Consider the following 19,677-nt stretch of genomic DNA (forward strand, 5'->3'; position numbering starts at 1 on the left):
ATGCGGGTACTCATGTCCGGAGCGTCGGGTTTCCTCGGCACGGCCCTGTCCCACCACCTCGCGGCGCACGGCCACGAGGTGACCCGGCTGGTCCGCCGGCCGGTGCAGGCCCCCGACGAGTCGCGCTGGGACCCGTACGCGGACGTGGTCGACCTCGGCGCGCCGGACGCGGTGGTGAACCTGTCCGGGGCCGGGGTGGGCGACCGGCGGTGGACCCGCGCGTACAAGCACACGATCCGCGACAGCCGGGTCGAGCCGACGGCCGTGCTGTCCCGGGCGATCGCGGCTGCCCCGGTCAAGCCGAGGGTGATGCTCAGCGCCTCCGGGATCGGCTTCTACGGCGACACCGGCGATGTCGTGGTCACCGAGGACTCCCCGCTCGGTGAGGGCTTCCTGCAGGAGGTGTGCCGGGCGTGGGAGTCGGCGACCCGGCCGGCCGAGGACGCCGGGGTGCGGGTCGCGCATCTGCGTACCGGGCTGGTCCTGTCGGGTGCCGGTGGGCTGCTGCCCCGGATGCTGCCGCTGTTCCGGGCCGGGGTGGGGGGCCGGTTGGGGTCCGGGCGGCAGTACATGCCGTGGATCACGCTCGCCGACTGGCTCGGCGCGGCCACGTTCCTGCTGGACGCTGCGGTGCACGGGCCGGTGAACATGGTCGGGCCGGATCCGGTGACCAACGCGGAGTTCACGAAGGAGTTGGCGTCGGCCCTGCGCCGGCCGGCCGTGCTTCCGGCGCCGTCGGTGGGGTTGCGCGTGGTGCTGGGCGAGTTCAGCTCGGAGGTCCTGGCGGGGCAGCGGGCGATGCCGGCGGCGTTGACGGACGCGGGTTACCGGTTCGAGCACACCACGCTGCCGGCGGCCCTGCACTGGGCCCTGGGCGACTCCTGACCTACTGGAGCTTCACCTTGACCCCGCCGGAGAACAGCGAGTCGTGCAGCTCCAGGCTGAGCAGTTGGCCGTCCTTGGGAATGTCGAAGACGATGAGCCCGGTGACCTCATTGCCAGGATTGATTTCCGTGTACCACACCTGGGCGCTGTCTGGGTTGGCGTAGAGACTGGCGGTGGAGTCAGGGGAATAGCGCGCGTTGTTCGCCCCGAATCCCTTCTGGTTGCTGTCGGACATCGTCTGGGGTTTGTTTCCGATGTTCTTGACGGACAGGGTCACGAGGCAGAACTGTCCCTGAGCACTCTTGTTGAGATAGTCGCCGCCGACCTGGTCCACTCCGCACTCGACCTTCTTGACCACGAACTCGAACTTGCCGTCTCTGACCGGGGTGCCGATGCTGGGTGGCGGTGGTGCCGGCGCCTTGGTCGCGGCCGGCGCGGCCACAGCGCTGCCCTCATGCGGTGTTTCCGCGGTGGCGACCGTCGCGACAAAGCCCGTGCCGAGGGCCGCGATACAACAGAGCACAGCCAGGTGCCCCATTCTGGGTGCGGTCATCGTCGTCTCGATTCATGCGAACGAGAAATGACCTGACATGGCGATTCTACAACTCGACCATTACCCAGGTATCGCATCGAGTGAAAGGGCGGACCCGAGGGAAGCGATGATCGCCAATACCGCCGCTGGATCCCCGGCGCCTTCCACGAGGAGTAATTGCCTTCGCACTCCGGTCGCCGCGGCGCTCGCCCGCAGTCGGGCCACGCACTCCTCGACCGTCCCCACCGGACTGATCGCCAACAGGTGTTCCAGATACGCCGCCGGATCACGGCCGGCTCCCGGCACCAGCCGGACGTAGTCGGCCGTGGTCGCCAGCCAGCCGGGCATGGACCTCCGCAGCGCGTCCGGGTCCCCGACGAGGTGCGCCGACGCGTGCGGGGCGTCCGCCGGCCCCCCGGCCGCCCGATAGCGCTCCAACAACGCGATCTTGGAAACATCGTCATCGTGTACGCCGAGCAGCAGCGGCAACCCGCGCGCCGCCGCGAGTTCCACGGTCCCGGGCGAGGTGGCCGCGACCCACACGGTCGAGCTGCCGGCACCGGTCGCACCGACGACCCCGGCCGCGCCCACCGGCCCCGCCCCGCGCGTTGACAGTCCCAGGTCGACGGGCCGGAAGTCGAAGAACTCCCCCGCCGCCGACACCGACCCGTCCAGCGCGGACAGCAGCACGTCCATCGCCTCGGGGAACCCGTGCTCGTAGCGGGGCAGGCCGGTGCCGAACACCTCCAGGTCCACCCACGGCCCACCCCGGGCCACCCCGAGCCGGAACCGCCCGCCGGACACGGCGTCGAGCAGTAGCGCGTCCTCGGCGAGCGCGACCGGGTGCCGGTTGGACAGGATCGCCGCGGCGGTGCCGACCGTGAGGGTGGAGGTGCGGCCGAGCAGGTAGCCGGCGAGGGTCGGGGCGGAGGCGCAGCGGCCGTACCGGATGAAGTGGTGTTCGGCCAGCCACACGCCGCCGAAACCGGCCCGCTCGGCGGCGAGGGCATAGTCGACGCAGTGGTCGAGGGCCTCTCGGGCGCTCTGCCCGGGAAACTGCCCGGCCAGCAGGAACACGTCCACGGCGGCAGCGACTCCGGCAGGGACGCCGGGTGACGAGGTGTCCACCCCGGGGACGTGCCCCGGGGTGGACGGTCGATCAGCAGTCACGGAGCTCCGGCGACTGGTTGAGCAGCTGGCCGCGCGGCGAGATGAAAGCCTGGTACCGCGCACCGTCCACGGCGGACGGCCGGAACGCCGCCACCCGGTGGCAGTTCTGGAAGGCGAGCTTCACGCCGAAGTGCCGCTCGAGGCCACCCCGGATCGCGTCGGAGGCCAGGGCGCGCAGCAGCTGGCCGCGCTCCGCCTCGCTCGGCGGCGGGATCTCGTGGTCGGCCATCTCGGCCTCGCTGAGCCCGAGGTCGGCGACGACGCCGCTGACGATCTCCCAGGCGTACGGGAGGGACAGCCGGACGCAGTCGACGAACTCCGCGTCGGTGACCGTGCCGGACTCGGCGCGCTCGAGCAGGGCGGTGGGGACATCAAGGGACATGTGCTTCTCCTGTCAGTTGGAAACGGGCAGACCCAGGACGAAGTCCGGGTCGATCTGGTGCGCGAGGTCCTCGCCGGTCTTGGCGTTGGCCCAGGCCGACGCGTTGCGCAGGTGGAACTCCGCGGCCTGGGCGCTGTAGGTGGCCCAGTCCTTCCGGGTCATGTCGACGGCTCCCTTGAGCCGGGCGAGGACGGCCCGGTTGACCTCCTCCAGCGCCTCGATGGGCTGGGGGTGGCCGCGCTCGGCGGACTTGACGTAGCTGGACCGGCCGAGCCAGCCGATCAGGTCCCCGCCGACGTTCTCGCGGAGGAACTCGACGTCGGAGGCGTCCTCGACCTTGTTGCCGACGACGTCGACCCGCACGCCGTACTCGCTGGCGTAGCCGGCGTACTGCCGGTACACGCCCACGCTGCGCAGGGTCGGCTCGCAGACCAGGAAGGTCCGGTCGAACCGGGTGAACAGCCCCGAGGCGAAGGAGTCGGCCCCGGCGGTCATGTCCACGACGACGTACTCGCCGGGGCCGTCGACGAGGTGGTTGAGCACCAGTTCGACGGCGCCGACCTTGGAGTGGTAGCAGGCCACGCCCAGGTCTTCGGTGGCGAATGGCCCGGTGACCATGAGCCGCACGCCCCCGACAGCGCGGGCGAGTGAGTCATAGACCGGGTTGTCCTCGGAGATCCGCAGCAGTCGGGAGCCACGCCCGGGCGGGGTGGTCTTGACCATCGCGGCGGCGGAGCTGATCCGCGGGTTGTCCCCCCGCAGGTACTCCTTGATGTCGGGCAGCGCGTCGCCCATCGCCGGGAGCATCACGGCCTCCTCCTCCGTGGCCCCGAGGGCCGCGGCGAGGTGCTGGTTGATGTCGGCGTCGATGGCGAGCGTCGGGGCTCCGGCGTGGGCGAGGTAGCGGGAAAAGAGCGCGGCCAGGGTGGTCTTGCCGCTGCCGCCCTTCCCCACGAAGGCGATCTTCATTGTGTACTCCGGTAGTGATACCCATTTTCAATAAGGAACGTACCAGCCGGACAAAAGTTACGGACGCCCCTCTCCGGATCACGTCGACGGCACCTGTGTGCCACCACCCGCCGACGCTTCCCCTGAATCCCCGGTCCGGTTCAGGTAGTTAGGCCAGTAAATGTACAAGCCAGACGGCGGGGACGGAACGGTTGAGACGTGCCGAGTTAGACAGGAAGTGGACGCGCGGTGGCGCGCGATAGGCTTCCCTGGTGACACAGACAGCGCCGATAGAGGTCGTCCGCGCCGGGGTCGTCGACTACATGGCCGCGTGGGACGAACAGCGCCGGATCCATGAGGCCGTCGCCTCGGGGGCGGCCACCGACACGATCCTGCTGCTGGAGCACCCGAGCGTGTACACGGCGGGCAAGCGCACCGAGCCGTGGGACCGCCCGGTGGACGGCACCCCAGTGATCGACGTCGACCGGGGCGGCAAGATCACGTGGCACGGGCCGGGCCAGCTCGTGGGGTACCCGATCATGAAGCTCGACTCCAAGCTCGACGTGATCGCCTACGTGCACCGGGTCGAGGCGATGTTGGTCACGGTGTTCGCCGAGTTCGGCGTCGCCACCGCGACCATCTCCGAGCGCAAGGAACGCCGGGGCGCGGTCTGGGTGCTCGAGGACGAGCGCGGCCCGGACCGCAAGCTGGCCGCGATCGGGATCCGGGTCGCCTCGGGCGTCACCCAGCACGGGTTCTCCATCAACTGCGACCCGGACATGACGGCGTTCGACAAGATCGTGCCGTGCGGGATCCGAGACGCCGGCGTCACCTCGCTGACCCAGGAACTCGGCCGCGATGTGCCAGTCTCCGAGGTTCTCCCCGTGGTGGAACGCCATCTTGGCATGCTGCTGCCCTAGATTCTGAGGACATGCGGCGCGCACGGATCCTGGCGGTCACCGAGACGGTCCTCATCGTCCTCGGACTGGTCGGCTTCCTCGTCCTACTCCCGCACGACATCGGCGGGGACGCCTCGAAACGGTTCGAGGCGCTCAGCGCGCTGATCTGGCACGGCCGGCTGATCGGCAACGAGTACTCGCTGGTCGGGCCGCTGTTCGCCACCCCGCTGCTGCTGCTCGGGCACTGGGTGGGGCATGAGGCGGCGTGGACCCAGGAGTTCAACACCCTGGTGTTCGCCCTCGGGGTGTACGTGTCGTGGCGGCTGTTGCGCGGTCACCTGCCCGGGGCGCTGCTGCGCAGATTCTTCCTGGTACTGATCGCCGGCTCGATGTTCGCCGCCCACGTGACCGGCTTCAACGCCGAGGTGTTCACGGCCATGGGCGTCGGCGTCGGGCTGACAGCGGTGGCCGTGCGGGTCGGGATCGCCCTGGGCTGGACGGCGGCCGTGCTCGGCGTGGTCAACACCCCGGCCGTCGCGCTCGGCCTCGGCCTGGTCGTGGTGCGGCGCGGCCTGGAGACCAAGCGGTTGCGGTACGGCCTGGTCGTCCTCGCCACCGCCGCACTGATCCTCGGCGAGAGCTGGCTGCGGCGCGGCTCCCCGTTCGCCAGCGGCTACGAGGGCAACGCCGGCTACCGGACGATCATGCCGTACTCGGGGCTGGAGGGGTTCAGCTATCCGTTCCTGCTCGGGCTGCTGTCCCTGCTGCTGTCCTTCGGCAAGGGCCTGGTCTTCTACGCCCCCGGCCTGCTGCTGCCGGTCCGGGCGACCATGCGCCGGTTCCCGCTGTCCCCCGACGCGGACCTGCGCCGGCTGTACTCCTGGTGGCTGCTCTTCCTCGCCGGCCTGATCCTGATCTACTCCCCCTGGTGGGCCTGGTACGGCGGCTTCACCTGGGGACCGAGGTTCCTGCTGTTCGCCTCGCTGCCCGCGTCGCTGGCGCTGGCCGTCCGGCTGTGGGATCTGGCGGCCCCGCTGTGGGCCCGGCTGCTCACCCTCGGGGCGTGGACGCTGTCGTGCTGGGTGGCGGTGTGCGCGGCGGCGTTCACATCGGCGGCGTTCCCGGACCAGTGCTCCCGCGACACGATGGCCTACGAGGCGTTCTGCCACTACACGCCCGAGTTCAGCGCGCTGTGGTATCCGCTGGTGTTCCATCAGGGGCCGTCGTGGCGCGGCTGGGTCGCGATCGGGTACATCGCGGTGGTGTTCGTCTACCTGGCGGCGCCGCTGGTGCGGTCGATCGCGGTGGACGTGGCGGGTCCGGTGCGCGCCGCGCTGCGCGGGGTGTCGCGCGGCTGGCGCTTCTGAGCAGAGGTGGCCCGACACCGTCCGGTGCCGAGCCACGCTCCCGCTACGGGGTAACTCTGTGCAGGTCTCTCGGGAACAGGGTGACCTCGCGGATGTTGGTCGCGCCGATCAGCTGCATCACGAACCGTTCGAGCCCGATCGCGAAGCCGCCGTGCGGGGGCATCCCGAGCCGGAACACCTCCAGGTAGCTCTCGTACGGGGCCACGTCCTCGCCGCGCTCGGCGAGGGTGGCGACGTAGTCGGCGTACTTGTGCAGTCGCTGCGCCCCGCTGACCAGCTCCAGGCCCCGGAAGAGCAGGTCGAAGCCCCTCGAGTAGGGGGCCTGGCCCGGTTCCGGGTGGGTGTAGAAGGCGCGCTTGAGGGTCGGGTACCCCTCGACGAACACGAAGTCGGAGCCGTGCTCGCGCAGCCCCCACTCCCCGATCGCCCGCTCGTGCGCGGGGGCCAGGTCCAGCTCGCCCGGGTCGGCCCCGGCGATCTTCAGCGCCTCGGCGAAGTGCAAGACCGGAATCTCGACGGGTACGACCGGCAGCTCGAAGCCCAGCCCGGCGGCCTCCTCGATCATCCCGGCGACGACGTCGCGCAGGACGGCCATCACCTCGCGGTGGTCCTGGATGAAGCCCAGCTCGACGTCGAGCGAGACGTACTCGGCCAGGTGTCGGGACGTGTCGTGCGGCTCGGCCCTAAACACCGGCCCGATCTCGTAGACGCGCTCGAACACGCCGACCATCGTCTGCTTGTAGAACTGGGGCGACTGGGCGAGGTAGGCCGTGCCCCCGAAGTAGTCGACCTTGAAGACGCTCGCGCCCGACTCCGTCGCCGAGCCGACGATCTTGGGCGTGCACACCTCCGTGTACCCCTGGGCGTCGAGCACCCGGCGGAAACCCCGGATCGCCGCCGCCGACAACTCGAAGACCCGTTGACGGCTGGGATGACGCAGGGTGACGGCGGCGTGGTCCAGGAGCGTCGGCAGGGTGACGCCCAACTCGGGGCGGAACAGCTCCACCGGCAGCTCGCGGACCGGCTCCGACAGCAGCTCGATGACCGGTTCGGTGAGCTCCACCCCGCCGGGCGCGGCCGGGTTCGCGATGACCGTGCCGACGACGCCGACGACGGTCTCCTCGCCGAACCCGTCGAGCGCGCCGGGGGTGGACACGACCACCTGGGCGAGGCCCGCACGGTCGCGAACGATGAGGAAGGACACCGATTTGAGGACTCGGCGGCGGTGGGTCCAGCCGGCGATCCTGACCCGCTGGCCCACGTGGGCGGCGAGTTGGGACGAGAGAACGCGTTGCATGACACCTCCTGTGGGAACTACTCCCCGGAGGTGTGGGCGATGGGGCGCTTCGCGGTACCACCACACCTTCGCCGCCTCGTGGCGGCCTCAGTCGGTCCGTACGGGGACCATTCGGCAGAGCCAGTGGCGGTTGTCAGTCGCTGGCACCCTGCGACACAGAGAGTAGCGAACGGACGCGGAGTGTTGTCAAGGACATAAGACACGCGGTGGTGAGCCCGGTAACACGCGAGTTCAGGTGGGGGTTTGGCGGGCGTAGGCTGACCGACGTGACTGTGGTGAGCCCTGAAGGACGACGCCTTTTGAGGGTCGAGGCCCGTAACGCCGAGACCCCGATCGAGCGCAAGCCTCCGTGGATCAAGATCAAGGCGAAGATGGGTCCCGAGTACACCCAGATTCGCAATCTTGTCACGCGCGAGGGCCTGCACACAGTCTGCCAGGAGGCCGGCTGTCCCAACATCTACGAGTGCTGGGAGGACCGGGAGGCGACGTTCCTCATCGGTGGCGACCAGTGCACCCGGCGGTGTGACTTCTGCCAGATCGACACCGGCAAGCCGGCCGACTTCGACGCGGACGAGCCCCGGCGGGTGGCCGAGTCGGTCGCCCAGATGGAGCTGAAGTACGCGACGATCACCGGCGTGGCCCGCGACGACCTGCCCGACGGCGGCGCGTGGCTGTACGCGGAGACGGTCCGCCAGATCCACCAGCTCATGCCCGGCTGCGGTGTCGAGCTGCTGATCCCCGACTTCAACGCGAAGCCCGACCAGCTGGCCGAGGTGTTCGACAGCCGGCCGGAGGTGCTCGCGCACAACCTGGAGACCGTGCCCCGGATCTTCAAGCGGATCCGCCCGGCGTTTAGGTACGACCGGTCGTTGAGCGTGATCACCGAGGCGCGCAAGGCCGGCCTGGTCACCAAGTCGAACCTGATCCTCGGCATGGGCGAGGAGCGCGAGGAGATCACCCAGGCGCTCCGCGACCTCGTGGACGCCGGGTGCGAGCTGATCACGATCACGCAGTACCTGCGGCCGTCGCCGAAGCACCACCCGGTCAGCCGGTGGGTGAAGCCGGAGGAGTTCGTCGAGCTCCAGGAGGAGGCCCTGCAGATGGGCTTCGCCGGGGTCATGTCCGGGCCCCTGGTCCGGTCGAGCTACCGGGCCGGTCGGCTCTACCAGCAGGCGTTGGACGCGCGCGTCGCGTCCTGAGGTACCTCTCGGGGACCTCGCGGCAGACGTGCCGCCGCGCGTCGGGTCAGAGACGCGGCGTCACCGTATGACGGTTTTGATTGTGTGTGGGGCGGGTGTCCGGGAGGACGCCCGCCCTCTCACGCGTAGTAGTACTTCGGGCCGCTGAACGCGCCGATCGCGCACAATAGCCAGCCCAGCGCCGGCAGGAACGCCCACGGGTACGGGTCGGTCGAGCCCGCGTACAGGTCCGTGATCGCCAGGGCCGCCACCAGCGCGTAGCCCAGCAGCATCAGGCCGCCGATGATCCGCAGCGCCAGGCCCCGGATGAACGCGAACCCGAGCAGCAGCAGGAACCAGACGATCGTGACCCCGGCGATGATCCCGGTGACCGCTCCGCCCGTCTTGTACTCGCTCCCGCTCGACTCGATCATCGCCTCGCCGACGCCCGACACGAACATGGACAGCCCGCCGGCGGTGCACACGATGAGCGCGCCGATGCCGAAGTTCAGCCAGCGCAGCACCGCCGAGTCGAGGTTGGCGGCGAAGGCGAGCATCGAGCCGAAGAACAGCGACGGGATGGCGAACACGACGGCGTAGACCAGGCCGAAGCCCGGGTGCCGGGTGTCGCCGATCTCGCGCATGATGTCGTAGATCCAGGTGTTCTCGCTCCAGGGCAGGGCGAGGAGGCCGAGAGCGACGAGGCTGACGCCGATGATGGGCAGCAGGACGCTGCCGCTGGCGCGGGCCCGACGACGCGGCGGCCGAGCCGGATAAACCGGGTACGGCGGCGGATATCCGTGAGGCGGTGGCGGGGGATACACGCCCGAGACTGTAGCGACCCCGGGCCACCTCACCAGCTCCGTGATCGGGAACTAGACTCTCGGCATGGCGAAGGCGCAGCAACCAGAAAAAGTTTCCCTCCGCGACCGCCTGAAGCAGATCGGGATGGTCTTCGCGTTCACCGCGAAGCGCGACAAGCTCTTCGTGCCGCTGGTCGTCGTCGCGGTGCTCGTGCCCGTCGTCATAGCGGGTCTGCTCGTGTGGCTGCTGGGTTCGTGGCTGTGGGCCCCGACCGGCGTGCTGCTCGCGGTGCTGGGCGTCATGATCGTGCTGAACCTGCGGTCGAACACGGCGATGATGTCCGAGGCGGAGGGTCAGCCCGGCGCGGCGGCCCAGATCCTGGAGATGATGCGCGGCGACTGGCGGGTCACCCCGGCCGTGCAGCTGACGACCCAGAATGACTTCGTGCACCGGGTGATCGGCCGTCCGGGCGTGATCCTGGTCGCCGAGGGCGCCCCGGGCCGGCTGAAGAGCATGCTCGCCCAGGAGAAGAAGAAGCTCAACCGGGTGGTCGGCGACACCCCGGTGTACGACTTCATCGTGGGGAACGACGGCGACGAGGTGCCGCTGCGCAAGCTGCGGATGTCGATGATGAAGCTGCCCCGCAACATCACGGGCAAGCAGGTCAACGCCCTGGAGACCCGGCTGACGGCGCTCAGCGCTGGCCGGCCGGCGATGCCGAAGGGTCCGATCCCGAAGAACATGAAGCCGCCGCGCGGGGCGTCCCGGGGCCGCTAGCTCCGATTGCTCACCAAGGCCTGGGAACTCCGGTTCTCAGGCCTTGATCATTTTCTCAAGCCTTGATCATGATGGAGCCGACCCAGCGGTCGTGCAGGCCGCGACCGTAGTCGTCCATGATCACGGCGGGGATCACGACGGCGAGCAGCAGGCCGCGCAGGAACGCCCGGGGCACGCCGATCGGCCCGCCGTCGGGCACCAACGCGCATGCGATGTGCAGCACCCGCATTCCGGGGGTCTGACCGAACAGACCCGCGAAGAAGGTGTACTCCACCACTAGGGCGACCAGCGCCCACGCGCCCATCCAGCCGGCCTGGCTGAACGGCGCGACGATGAGCATGCACAGCAGCCAGTCGATGAGCAACGCACCGAACCGTTGGTTCATCGAGGCGAGCTCGACGGGGGTATCCTCGGCCATGATTCCGCAGCGTACCCGGCGGGTGCGCGGCCGCCCCAGGCGCAGGTCTCCGGCGTAACACGCCAGAAACATTTGGGACATGGCGGGGCAACGAGCAGGCCATACTGTCACAGGCAGTCAAGCCCCCTTGCTCGTAGACGGAGGACTGTTGTGTTCGCCAACCCGGAAGAACTGCTGAGTTACCTCAAGGACGAGGACGTAAAGTTTGTCGATGTCCGGTTCTGTGACCTTCCGGGCACGATGCAGCACTTCAACGTGCCCACGGAGTCCTTCGACGCCGCGGTGTTCACCGACGGGCTCGCGTTCGACGGTTCGTCCGTCCGCGGCTTCCAGTCGATCCACGAGTCGGACATGCTCCTGCTCCCGGACGTCACAACGGCCTTCATCGACCCGTTCCGGGCCCAGAAGACCCTCGCGCTGAACTTCTTCGTGCACGACCCGTTCACCCGCGAGGCGTACAGCCGCGACCCGCGCAACGTGGCGAAGAAGGCCGAGGCGTACCTGGCCTCCTCCGGCATCGCCGACACCGCGTTCTTCGGGGCGGAGGCCGAGTTCTACATCTTCGACTCGATCCGCCACGACACCAACGCGCACTCCGGCTACTACTTCATCGACGCCGAAGAGGGCGCGTGGAACTCCGGCCGCGAGGAAGAGGGCGGCAACAAGGGCTACAAGACCAAGTACAAGGGCGGCTACTTCCCGGTGCCGCCGGTCGACCACCAGGCCGACCTGCGTGACGCGATGTCGACGAACCTGATCGACGCGGGCTTCACCATCGAGCGGGCGCACCACGAGGTCGGCACCGGCGGCCAGGCCGAGATCAACTACCGGTTCTCCACGCTGCTCAACGCCGGCGACCAGGTGCAGCTGTTCAAGTACATCATCAAGAACACCGCGTGGCAGGCCAACAAGTCCGTCACGTTCATGCCGAAGCCGCTGTTCGGCGACAACGGCTCGGGCATGCATACCCACCAGAGCCTGTGGATGGGCGGCGAGCCCCTGTTCTACGACGAGGCCGGCTACGGCGGCCTGTCGGACCTGGCCCGCTGGTACATCGGCGGCCTGCTGCACCACGCGCCGTCGCTGCTGGCGTTCACCAACCCGACCATCAACTCGTTCCGCCGGCTCGTCCCCGGCTACGAGGCCCCGGTCAACCTGGTCTACTCGCAGCGCAACCGCTCCGCGTGCACCCGGATCCCGGTCACGGGCACCAACCCGAAGGCCAAGCGCGTCGAGTTCCGGGTGCCGGACCCGTCGGCGAACCCGTACCTGGCGTTCGCGGCCATGATGATGGCCGGCCTCGACGGCATCAAGAACAAGATCGAGCCCCCGGCCCCGATCGACAAGGACCTCTACGAGCTGCCGCCGGAGGAGCACGCGCAGGTCAAGCAGGTCCCGGGTTCGCTCGAGGAGGTGCTCGAGGCGCTCGAGGCCGACCACGACTACCTGCTCGAGGGCGGCGTGTTCACGCCGGACCTGATCGAGACGTGGATCGAGTACAAGAAGGCCAACGAGATCGACCCGGTCCGCCTGCGGCCGACCCCGCACGAGTTCGCGATGTACTACGACTGCTAGAAGTCGCCCCGAGGGTGCCCCTGCCGTGCGCGTCGCGGCGGGGGCACTCCCGTTTCCAGGGCCAGATCACACCCATCATTCGGGTACGGAGGAGCCCGACCCGGCTTCCGCCGGTCTGCGGGGCACTCCTGCCAGGTGGCTGTTGCGTGGTCGTGGCAGGCTGTCGCGGTGGCGGACATGATCGTGACCCTGGTGATCGCGTCGGTGGCGGCGTTCGTCCTGGCGGTGCTGTCCGCAGTGGCCGGATTCGGCGGCGGGGTCCTGCTGTTGCCGGTGTTCACGGGCCTGTTCGGCCTGCGCGTGGCGGTGCCGGTGTTGACGATCGCGCAGGTGGCCAGCAACGGCGGGCGGGTGTGGTTCAACCGCGCGGACCTGTCCTGGCGGCTGATCGGCCGGTTCGCGCTCGGTGCCGTGCCGCTGGCCGCAGCCGGTGGACTCCTGCTGGCCCACGCCCCGTTGTCGCCGCTCAAACGGCTACTGGGCGGGTTCCTGATCGCCGTGGTGGTGTGGCGGCGGATCAACCCGCACCCGAAGGCCCCGACGGACGGCGCGTTCGTCGCGGTCGGTGCGGCTTCGGGCCTCGGGTCGGCACTGCTGGGCTCGGTGGGGCCGTTGACCGCGCCGTTCTTCCTCGCCAAGGGCCTGCGCCGGGCCACGTACATCGGCACCGAAGCCGCCTGCGCCCTGGCGATGCACGGCACGAAGATCGCCGCCTACGGGGCCGGTGACCTGCTCACCGGGCGGGTCCTGCTCCTCGGGGCCGCGTTGACCCCGGCGACCCTGGCGGGCGCGTGGGCGGGGAGGAGGATCGTCGGACGGATCAGCGACCAGGTCTTCGTCCGGCTCATCGAGGCAGGCCTCGTCGTCGCGGGGCTGCTGTTCCTCGCCGGACTCTGAGCCACGGCAAGGCGGATCACACCACTCCAAGATCAAAGAGATACTGATCGTGACGTATGTGGCACACTATGTGTCTAGCGAGTGCCGGACAACCGCCGTACACTCCAATCCAGGGGGTGGAGATGACGACTAAATCTGACCGCATCGAAATGCGAACCGATCCGGAAACTGGGGAACGAATCGCTCAGGCTGCTGAAGCTACCCAGCAGTCTGTATCGGCGTTTGTCCGTGAGGCGGCCACGTACGCCGCCGACAAGATCCTCGCGCGTTTCGAGCACGTCCTCATGCCCGCTGAACAGTTCGACAGACTTTATGAATCGCTCGACACCCCGGACGACGCGCCCAAGATCGCCGAGGTTGCACGCCGCCCTAGGCGGTTCACCCGCAGATGACGAATTGGCAGTCAACCGTCCTGGGCCAAGAGCATGACCTCACCAAGTTCGATTGCGGCAATGCACTCCTCACCACCTGGCTGCACCGGGACGCTCTGCGCTCTCAAGCCGCAGGAGCGGCGCGAACCTTCGTGTGGACTGACGGCGATGACCCGGCGGTTGTTGCCTTCTACTCGCTAGCCCCGACCCGGATCATGCGCGACGAAGTCACGGGCGGGTTGGCAGGCGGCTACTCCCAAATCCCCGGATACCTGATCGCCCGACTTGCGCTCGACAGGTCCCTTCACGGGCAAGGGCTGGGTAGCGAACTGCTCTTCGATGCGATCGGCAGCATCGTGCGCGCAGCCGAAACTGGCGGCGGGCGTCTGATCGTTGTCGACGCGATCGACGATGCGGCGTTCGAGTTCTACCGTCACCACAACTTCAAGGCGGTCGACGGAGGCGTGGCCAGGCGGCTGTACATGAAGATCGCCACAGCCCGCAAGGAAATGCGGATCTCCAGCCTCGACATGGTCCGAGATCCTGAGACTGGGCTGGTCGCAACCACCATCCGCAGGCCAGATGGTTCCGTGTCGCCGCTCGTCATCGACCCTCAGGAAGCCAAAGCCCTCGGCGAGGCCTTCCTGAACCGCGCGGCTCAGGCCGTTCCAGGCGCCCGCGTCAGTTTTGACGACATCATCCTTGAGGTATTGGGGCGAGACCCGCGGCACGACTAGAAGGGCCGGGCCCGCCGGATTGTGCCCGGCGCCCGGCACCACGGCGCAAGGTGCCGCTGCCGACGATCCACGTCCTCGCCCCGCAGATCAACGAACCAGGCGGGGGCCGTCCGGCCCCCGCCCGGCCTTCACCTACCGGACTTGTCCACTACTTCCCACGGCCCGCGCGCCAGGCGTTCCAGCACGATCCGGCGGTCCTCCGGGTCGGCCAGTTCGGCCGCCAGCTTGTCCGCCTCGGCCCGCAGCCGGCCAGCGTCCAGGTCACCTGCCCGGGCGGCGACCCTGGCCAGGCCCTCGGCGGCGAACGCCCGGTCCCAGTCCGCGAAGGCCGCCGGGTGGGCGTCGATCAGTTCGGCGTAGCGCGACGCGTGCCGGGCGGCCACGTCGAGGAGGCCGATCGCGACGGCGACGCTGGCGATCATGTACTCGCCCCGGCCCTGGTTGGCGACCGTGCCGACCTGCATCCAGTGGTAGGTGGAGGCGTAGGCGGCGTAGAGGGCCTGTTCGCGGTCGCCGATCGGGCTGTGCTCGGACAGTCCGCCGTCGAGCACGTCCCAGGTGCCGTTGTTCAGTTCGACGCCGAACCAGCGGTGCAGGTCCTTGCCGCCGCTCTGCTGGGCGACCACGGCGGCGGCGAGTTCACGCCAGCCGGGCTGGCCGTACTCGCGGGCGACCGTCAGTTGGGCGTCGCGCAGGGACAGGTCCACGCCGGCGTCGGGGAGCACGGCGCGGACCCGGGCGAGGGCCGCCGGGTTGCCGTTGGCCGCCGCCCTGCGCAGCTCCTTCGCCTGGGCGCGGAGCTGTCCGAGGTCGGCGTTGTCGGGGATGGTCCTGGTCATGGTGTCCTCCGGTCGTCACCCGGGCCCGCTGCCACCGGGCGCGACGGGACGGCGCGCATGGCTACGCAGAGTGTTGGGGGAATCCAGGGGCACTCGGTGCTTGCCGCGGGCGGGTGGCGTCCTGGTACGCGCTGGGATCACCATAACTCATGGTGCCTGAACAGGGGAGATGACCGGGCATGGGAAGTCCACTAGCATGAATCCCCACGACGGGCAGGGGAGGTTGGGCGGTGACAGATTCGTCGACGCTGGCTGAGAAGATCGATCGTCTCTTTGACATCGTCCGGAGGCCGAATCGCGAGCAGTACAGCCACGAGGAGGTCGCTCGGGCGTGCCGGGAGGCGACCGGGGAGACGTTCTCCGCGACGTACCTGTGGCAGCTGCGCACCGGCCGGAGGGACAATCCGACGAAGCGGCACCTCGAGGCGTTGGCGCAGTTCTTCCAGGTCCCCCCGGCGTACTTCTTCGACGACCAGCAGGGCGCCCGGATCGCCGAGGAGCTGGCCCTGCTGGGCGCGCTCCGCGACGCTGCGGTGCGTGAGGTCGCGTTACGCGCCGTCACCCTGTCCCCCGAAGGGCTCGGCACGATCAGCGACATGATCGAGGCCATCGGGCGACGCGAGGCCAGCCGGCACTCCGGTGCCGCGTAACCGCGCCCTGTGGCGCAGCTGCCGGGACACGGTCTCCCACCTGGCGATCCCCGACCCGTTCGACGTCGGGGAGTTCATCACGGCACTCGCCGGGCAGCGCGGCCGGCCGATCGAGCTGGTGCCGGTGAGCGCGCCCACGGGCTCGGCCTGCGGGCTGCTGGTGAGCACCGACCACGCCGACTACATCTGTTTCCCCGAGGACACCACTCCCCTGCACCGGGAGCACATCCTGCTGCACGAGGTGGGGCACCTGGTGCGCGGCCATGTCGGGACCACGGTCCTCGACGGGGCCGCGGCCGGCGCGCTGATGCCCAACCTATCGGCTGAGCTGGTCCGGCGGGTGCTCGGCCGTGGCGGGTACACGGAGACCCAGGAGCAGGAGGCCGAGCTGATCGCGTCGCTGATCGCCCGGCGGGCCACCCGGCGCAGGACCGACGGCCCGCCGTTGGACCTGAACCTCGCCGACGGGTTCGAACGGCTGCGCTCGGTGTTCGACGGCCGGGACCACCGATGATCACGGCCGTGCCGTACGTGGCGTTCGTGGTCGCGTTGCTGGCCTCCGGGTACAAGTTGATCCGGGGTGGCGGGGCGGCCGGGCTGCGGTACCTGTGCGGGGCGATCGTCTGCTTCGGGGCCGCGGCGGCCGTGCTGGCCCCGGGCACCGTGGTGCTGGCGATCCGCTACGAGGTCTTCCCGCACACGAGCCTGCTCGTCGGCAACGGGCTGATCATGGGCGGGAGCCTGTGCCTGGCACTGCTGTCGCGCACCGTGCACAGCTCCGGCCGGCCCGTGGTGCCGCTGACGGCGTTCGTGATCTGCTACGTCACCATGCTCGTGCTGGTGTTCTCGGAGACTACCGAGTCCACGACCCATTTCAACGACACGTACGGCGACCGGCCGGCGATCGCGCTGGCGACCCTGATCTGCCTGAGCTACATCGGCTGGGGCATGTGCACGTTCTTCCGGCTCCTCGGGCACTACGTCCGGCACGCCGACGAGCCGGTGCTGCGGTTCGGCCTGCGGGTCGTGGCCACAGGTACCGTTTTCGGCCTGTCCTGGGTGGCCTGGACGTCCGTGCGGGCCGTGGGCCGGGTCGTGCACTTCCACCCGCACCTCGACCACCCGCCGCCGGTGTCGACGCTGCTGGGTGCGGTGGCCGTGCTGCTGTGGGCGCTGGGCGCGACCCTGAGCGCGTGGGGCACCCACCTGGTCCGGCCGTACCGCTGGCTGCGGGCGATGCACGGCTACCTGGCACTGGCACCACTGTGGTCGGAGCTGCACGAGGCGTTCCCGGAGATCGCGTTGGAACGGTCCACGTCCCGGCTGCCCTGGGACGCCGGCTTCGCGCTGTACCGCAGGGTGATCGAGATCCGCGACGCGCACCTGGCCCTGCGCGGCTACTTCCATCCCGAGGTGTCCGCCTGGGTCAGGGGCCAGGACCCGACCGTCGCAGAGGCCGCCCGGGTCACCGCGGCGCTCGTCGCGCACGGGGCCGGGCACCGCTATCTGACCTCCCCCGCGCCGCCGCACGATGTCGGGCCCACCGTCGAGTCCGAGGCCGCGTGGCTGATCGGCGTGACCCGGGCGTTCACCGGTTCCCGGACCGTCGCCGAGATCCGCCGACGGGTTCAGGCGGAACTGGGTGTGCCGACCGCATCGGTCACCCGATAGTGTTTCGGCGGCGCGCCCGCCCTCTTTCTAGGAGAAGTCCGTGGCTCTCGAGTTCGTCCAGGTGTCGACCACGGTCGCGTCCCAGCAGGCCGCCGCCGAGCTGGCCCGCAGCGCCGTCGAGGCCCGGCTCGCGGCGTGCGCCCAGATCGCCGGCCCCATCACGAGCATCTACTGGTGGCTCGACAGCGTGGAGTCCGCGCCGGAGTACGTGATCTGGTTCAAGACCACTGTCGAGCGTTACCAGGACCTGGAGGACCACATCCGCTCCGGGCACACCTACGACGTGCCGGAGGTGGTGTGCGTGCCCATCGTCGCTGGCAACCCCGATTACCTGTCCTGGGTCCGCGACGAGTCCACGGCCGTCGAAACCCCACAGGACTGATTCACCGGTTACGGAGGAGCCCGACCCGGGTTCCGACGGCCGTCCTCAGCACCCGCCACAGCAGGACACCTGCCAGGGCCGCCATCAGCAGCGCCCCCGGGAGTTTGGTGACCCTGGCCAGGTTGAAGCCGTCGGGCAGGATGAGGAACGCCAGGCCCGTGGCGACCCAGCCGAGCCAGCGCCGCCAGTCGGCGACGGCGAGGAGGGTGAGGGGCCACAGGGCGTACCAGGGGTGGAAGACCGGGGCGAGGAGCACGGTGCAGCCGAGCGCCCAGCCGGCTGCGGCGACGACGCGTCGGGGGGTGGCGGGGTCTGTTCGGCGTGGCCCGGCAGGGCCGGGGCGCTCCGCGCCCCGGCCCTGCCGGGCCCCCCACGGAAGACCACCCCACCCTGCGGTCCGCACGAAGAGCGCCACCAGCACGATCCCCAACACCCCGATCCCCAACGCCCGCGTCACCGGCACCGCCGTGTGCCCGGCCGGCAGGAACAGGTAGTCGATCGCGAACCCGACCCCGGTGGGCAGGGAGGTCCACTGCCGGGAGTCGCCGCTGCTGACCAGGCCGTCGACCCAGCCGAAGCCGAGCGTGGTGGCGAGGGAGACGAACCAGAGAACGACGGCGGAGACGCCAGCGAGCCCGACCCCGAATCCGAGAACCCTGCCGACCGGGGCACCGATCCGAGACTGGACCCGACCGCCGGGCTCGTCTCCGGCGGGGGTCGCGGCTTCGGCCGGGGTCCCGGCTTCGGTGGTAGCGGGGTCGCGGAGCGGGCCCGCGAGGAGCAGGGCCGCGAACGGGAGCACCACCACCGCCGTGACCTTGATCGCGAGGGCCAGCCCGAGGAGCGCCCCGACGACGAGTACCCCCCGCCAGCCGGGCCGGGCTCGGGTCGCCGCCGCCAGTGCCGCCACCACCAGGCCGATCATCAGGCCGTCGTTGTGTGCCCCGGACACGAGGTGGATGCCGACGAGCGGTGCGGCGAGGCCGAGCCACAGGGCCCGTCCCGGGTCGGTGCCGCAGGCCCGGGCCAGGGCGGGCGCACGCCAGGCGATCAGGAGCGCCCCGGCGAGCGCGATCAGCCGGAGCCAGCCGAGGGCCGCCAGCAGGCTGCCCCCGGCGAGGGCCGCCGCCGCGCCGGCGAGCACGACGAACCCGGGCCCGTACGGCGCCGGCGTGTCCCGCCAGATGAAGGAGACCGTGTCCACCCAGGGGCAGGGCAGGGCGGCGACGCCCTCCGCGTACGGGCTGTGCCCCGCGGCGTAGGTCGCCCCCTGGCAGGCGTAGGCGTACGCGTCCCTGCTGGCCAGCGGCGGGGCGAGCAGCAGCGGCAGCGCCCACAGCCCGGCGGTGACCAGCACCCACCGCACGGACAGCCCCTCCCACCCGGGCCGGGCGGGCGAGCCGGCCCGCCCGAGCCGGGCGGGGCCGGCCAGGCGGAGCCAGGCCCAGGACAGCAGTCCGACGCCGGCGGCGTACAGCACGACGGCCCCGGCCGTGCGGGGGTACCCCAGGATGCCCGGCACCGTGGAGCGCAGGTCGGCGTGCGGCAGCGCCCCGCCGAGGTACCCGGCCACGGCCAGCGCCACGGCCCCCAACAATCCGGTGTATCGGCTGATCCGCACGGAGAACATGCTGTCACGGCCGCCAAACCGGGGCGGCGGACGCTCCCGGCCGGGCATACTCGGAAGGGAGGTGGTGAGTGATGCACGCCACAGTGGGTGACAGGCTCCAGGTACACAGCCCCACGGTCGGGATCAAGGACCGGACCGGCGAGATCATCGAGGTGCGCGGGGCCGAGGGCGGGCCGCCGTACATGGTCCGTTTCGACGACGGGCACGAGTCACTGGTCTTCCCGGGTCCGGACAGCCAGGTCGTGCACCTCCCGGCGGAGTAGGCCGG

At 70.1% G+C, this 19,677-nt stretch carries 23 protein-coding genes; 14 read left to right on the forward strand and 9 right to left on the reverse strand.

Translation table 11 applies throughout. The features are described 5' to 3' along the window. On the forward strand, positions 1 to 885 hold the full coding sequence (locus IW245_RS21755) for a TIGR01777 family oxidoreductase (protein ID WP_197005017.1): 885 nt from the start codon (positions 1 to 3) through the stop codon (positions 883 to 885). 1 nt (position 886) lies between these two features. Here IW245_RS21755 and IW245_RS21760 read toward each other — a convergent pair whose 3' ends face one another. From IW245_RS21760 to IW245_RS21775, 4 genes are read right to left on the reverse strand one after another with little or no spacing between them, the layout of a single operon-like run. Continuing rightward, positions 887 to 1,438: a DUF4352 domain-containing protein gene (locus IW245_RS21760; protein WP_197005018.1), complete on the reverse strand. Its 552-nt coding sequence runs from the start codon at positions 1,436 to 1,438 to the stop codon at positions 887 to 889. Between the two features lie 60 nt (positions 1,439 to 1,498). After that, the gene (locus IW245_RS21765; protein ID WP_233473052.1) at positions 1,499 to 2,587 is read right to left on the reverse strand and encodes an LLM class flavin-dependent oxidoreductase; all 1,089 of its coding nucleotides are present in this window, start codon (positions 2,585 to 2,587) and stop codon (positions 1,499 to 1,501) included. Next, positions 2,577 to 2,969 carry an SCO5389 family protein gene (locus IW245_RS21770; RefSeq protein WP_197005019.1) on the reverse strand — a complete coding sequence of 131 codons (393 nt, stop codon included), beginning with the start codon at positions 2,967 to 2,969 and terminating at the stop codon, positions 2,577 to 2,579. Before IW245_RS21770 ends, IW245_RS21765 begins: the two co-directional genes overlap by 11 nt. Before the next feature lie 12 nt (positions 2,970 to 2,981). After that, the gene (locus IW245_RS21775; protein ID WP_197005020.1) at positions 2,982 to 3,938 is read right to left on the reverse strand and encodes an ATP-binding protein; all 957 of its coding nucleotides are present in this window, start codon (positions 3,936 to 3,938) and stop codon (positions 2,982 to 2,984) included. A 248-nt stretch (positions 3,939 to 4,186) separates the two neighbouring features. On the opposite strand from IW245_RS21775, the gene lipB reads away from it, so the two are divergent. After that, complete coding sequence (lipB, locus tag IW245_RS21780) at positions 4,187 to 4,837, forward strand: lipoyl(octanoyl) transferase LipB (RefSeq protein WP_197008627.1); 651 nt, start codon at positions 4,187 to 4,189, stop codon at positions 4,835 to 4,837. Positions 4,838 to 4,848: 11 nt separating this feature from the next. Beyond that, the gene (locus IW245_RS21785) at positions 4,849 to 6,183 is read left to right on the forward strand and encodes a hypothetical protein (RefSeq protein ID WP_197005021.1); all 1,335 of its coding nucleotides are present in this window, start codon (positions 4,849 to 4,851) and stop codon (positions 6,181 to 6,183) included. A 43-nt stretch (positions 6,184 to 6,226) separates the two neighbouring features. On the opposite strand, the gene aspS is transcribed toward IW245_RS21785, so the two are convergent. Continuing rightward, complete coding sequence (gene aspS, locus IW245_RS21790; protein WP_197005022.1) at positions 6,227 to 7,480, reverse strand: aspartate--tRNA(Asn) ligase; 1,254 nt, start codon at positions 7,478 to 7,480, stop codon at positions 6,227 to 6,229. Positions 7,481 to 7,746: 266 nt separating this feature from the next. Between aspS and lipA the strand changes: the two genes are divergently transcribed. Then, entirely contained in the window at positions 7,747 to 8,679 is a 933-nt protein-coding gene (gene lipA, locus IW245_RS21795; protein ID WP_197005023.1) for a lipoyl synthase, read from the forward strand. A 119-nt stretch (positions 8,680 to 8,798) separates the two neighbouring features. Here the strand turns inward: lipA and IW245_RS21800 are convergent, their stop codons facing one another. Then, positions 8,799 to 9,482, reverse strand: a complete 684-nt coding sequence (locus IW245_RS21800; protein ID WP_197005024.1) for a hypothetical protein — start codon at positions 9,480 to 9,482, stop codon at positions 8,799 to 8,801. Between the two features lie 64 nt (positions 9,483 to 9,546). Here IW245_RS21800 and IW245_RS21805 point away from each other — a divergent pair, with 64 nt between their 5' ends. Continuing rightward, entirely contained in the window at positions 9,547 to 10,239 is a 693-nt protein-coding gene (locus IW245_RS21805; RefSeq protein WP_197005025.1) for a DUF4191 domain-containing protein, read from the forward strand. Between the two features lie 55 nt (positions 10,240 to 10,294). Here IW245_RS21805 and IW245_RS21810 read toward each other — a convergent pair whose 3' ends face one another. Next, complete coding sequence (locus IW245_RS21810) at positions 10,295 to 10,657, reverse strand: RDD family protein (protein WP_197005026.1); 363 nt, start codon at positions 10,655 to 10,657, stop codon at positions 10,295 to 10,297. A 150-nt stretch (positions 10,658 to 10,807) separates the two neighbouring features. On the opposite strand from IW245_RS21810, the gene glnA reads away from it, so the two are divergent. The 4 genes from glnA (at position 10,808) to IW245_RS21830 (ending at position 14,237) form a co-directional block, all read left to right on the forward strand. Further along, positions 10,808 to 12,232 carry a type I glutamate--ammonia ligase gene (glnA, locus tag IW245_RS21815; protein ID WP_197005027.1) on the forward strand — a complete coding sequence of 475 codons (1,425 nt, stop codon included), beginning with the start codon at positions 10,808 to 10,810 and terminating at the stop codon, positions 12,230 to 12,232. A gap of 177 nt (positions 12,233 to 12,409) precedes the next feature. Then, a complete protein-coding gene (locus IW245_RS21820; protein WP_197008628.1) occupies positions 12,410 to 13,129 on the forward strand; it encodes a sulfite exporter TauE/SafE family protein in 720 nt (239 codons plus the stop codon). A 122-nt stretch (positions 13,130 to 13,251) separates the two neighbouring features. After that, on the forward strand, positions 13,252 to 13,521 hold the full coding sequence (locus IW245_RS21825; RefSeq protein WP_231400030.1) for a type II toxin-antitoxin system TacA family antitoxin: 270 nt from the start codon (positions 13,252 to 13,254) through the stop codon (positions 13,519 to 13,521). Then, the gene (locus tag IW245_RS21830; RefSeq protein WP_197005029.1) at positions 13,518 to 14,237 is read left to right on the forward strand and encodes a GNAT family N-acetyltransferase; all 720 of its coding nucleotides are present in this window, start codon (positions 13,518 to 13,520) and stop codon (positions 14,235 to 14,237) included. The genes IW245_RS21825 and IW245_RS21830 overlap by 4 nt, the downstream gene beginning before the upstream one ends. A gap of 128 nt (positions 14,238 to 14,365) precedes the next feature. On the opposite strand, the gene IW245_RS21835 is transcribed toward IW245_RS21830, so the two are convergent. Next, positions 14,366 to 15,076 carry a hypothetical protein gene (locus IW245_RS21835; RefSeq protein ID WP_197005030.1) on the reverse strand — a complete coding sequence of 237 codons (711 nt, stop codon included), beginning with the start codon at positions 15,074 to 15,076 and terminating at the stop codon, positions 14,366 to 14,368. Positions 15,077 to 15,306: 230 nt separating this feature from the next. Between IW245_RS21835 and IW245_RS21840 the strand changes: the two genes are divergently transcribed. The 4 genes from IW245_RS21840 to cutA are packed head-to-tail and all read left to right on the forward strand — an operon-like array spanning position 15,307 to position 17,779. Continuing rightward, a complete protein-coding gene (locus IW245_RS21840; protein ID WP_197005031.1) occupies positions 15,307 to 15,726 on the forward strand; it encodes a helix-turn-helix domain-containing protein in 420 nt (139 codons plus the stop codon). Continuing rightward, positions 15,716 to 16,240, forward strand: a complete 525-nt coding sequence (locus IW245_RS21845) for a hypothetical protein (RefSeq protein ID WP_197005032.1) — start codon at positions 15,716 to 15,718, stop codon at positions 16,238 to 16,240. Before IW245_RS21840 ends, IW245_RS21845 begins: the two co-directional genes overlap by 11 nt. Next, positions 16,237 to 17,397, forward strand: coding sequence for an MAB_1171c family putative transporter (locus IW245_RS21850; protein ID WP_197005033.1), 1,161 nt, complete (start codon positions 16,237 to 16,239; stop codon positions 17,395 to 17,397). Before IW245_RS21845 ends, IW245_RS21850 begins: the two co-directional genes overlap by 4 nt. Positions 17,398 to 17,437: 40 nt before the next feature. Further along, positions 17,438 to 17,779, forward strand: coding sequence for a divalent-cation tolerance protein CutA (gene cutA, locus IW245_RS21855; protein ID WP_197005034.1), 342 nt, complete (start codon positions 17,438 to 17,440; stop codon positions 17,777 to 17,779). A gap of 1 nt (position 17,780) precedes the next feature. Here cutA and mptB read toward each other — a convergent pair whose 3' ends face one another. Then, entirely contained in the window at positions 17,781 to 19,400 is a 1,620-nt protein-coding gene (gene mptB / locus IW245_RS21860; protein ID WP_233473053.1) for a polyprenol phosphomannose-dependent alpha 1,6 mannosyltransferase MptB, read from the reverse strand. An 80-nt stretch (positions 19,401 to 19,480) separates the two neighbouring features. Between mptB and IW245_RS21865 the strand changes: the two genes are divergently transcribed. After that, positions 19,481 to 19,672 carry a DUF1918 domain-containing protein gene (locus IW245_RS21865; protein WP_197005036.1) on the forward strand — a complete coding sequence of 64 codons (192 nt, stop codon included), beginning with the start codon at positions 19,481 to 19,483 and terminating at the stop codon, positions 19,670 to 19,672. Positions 19,673 to 19,677 lie beyond the last annotated feature (5 nt).

This window comes from Longispora fulva (genome assembly GCF_015751905.1).
GTDB lineage: Bacteria > Actinomycetota > Actinomycetes > Mycobacteriales > Micromonosporaceae > Longispora > Longispora fulva.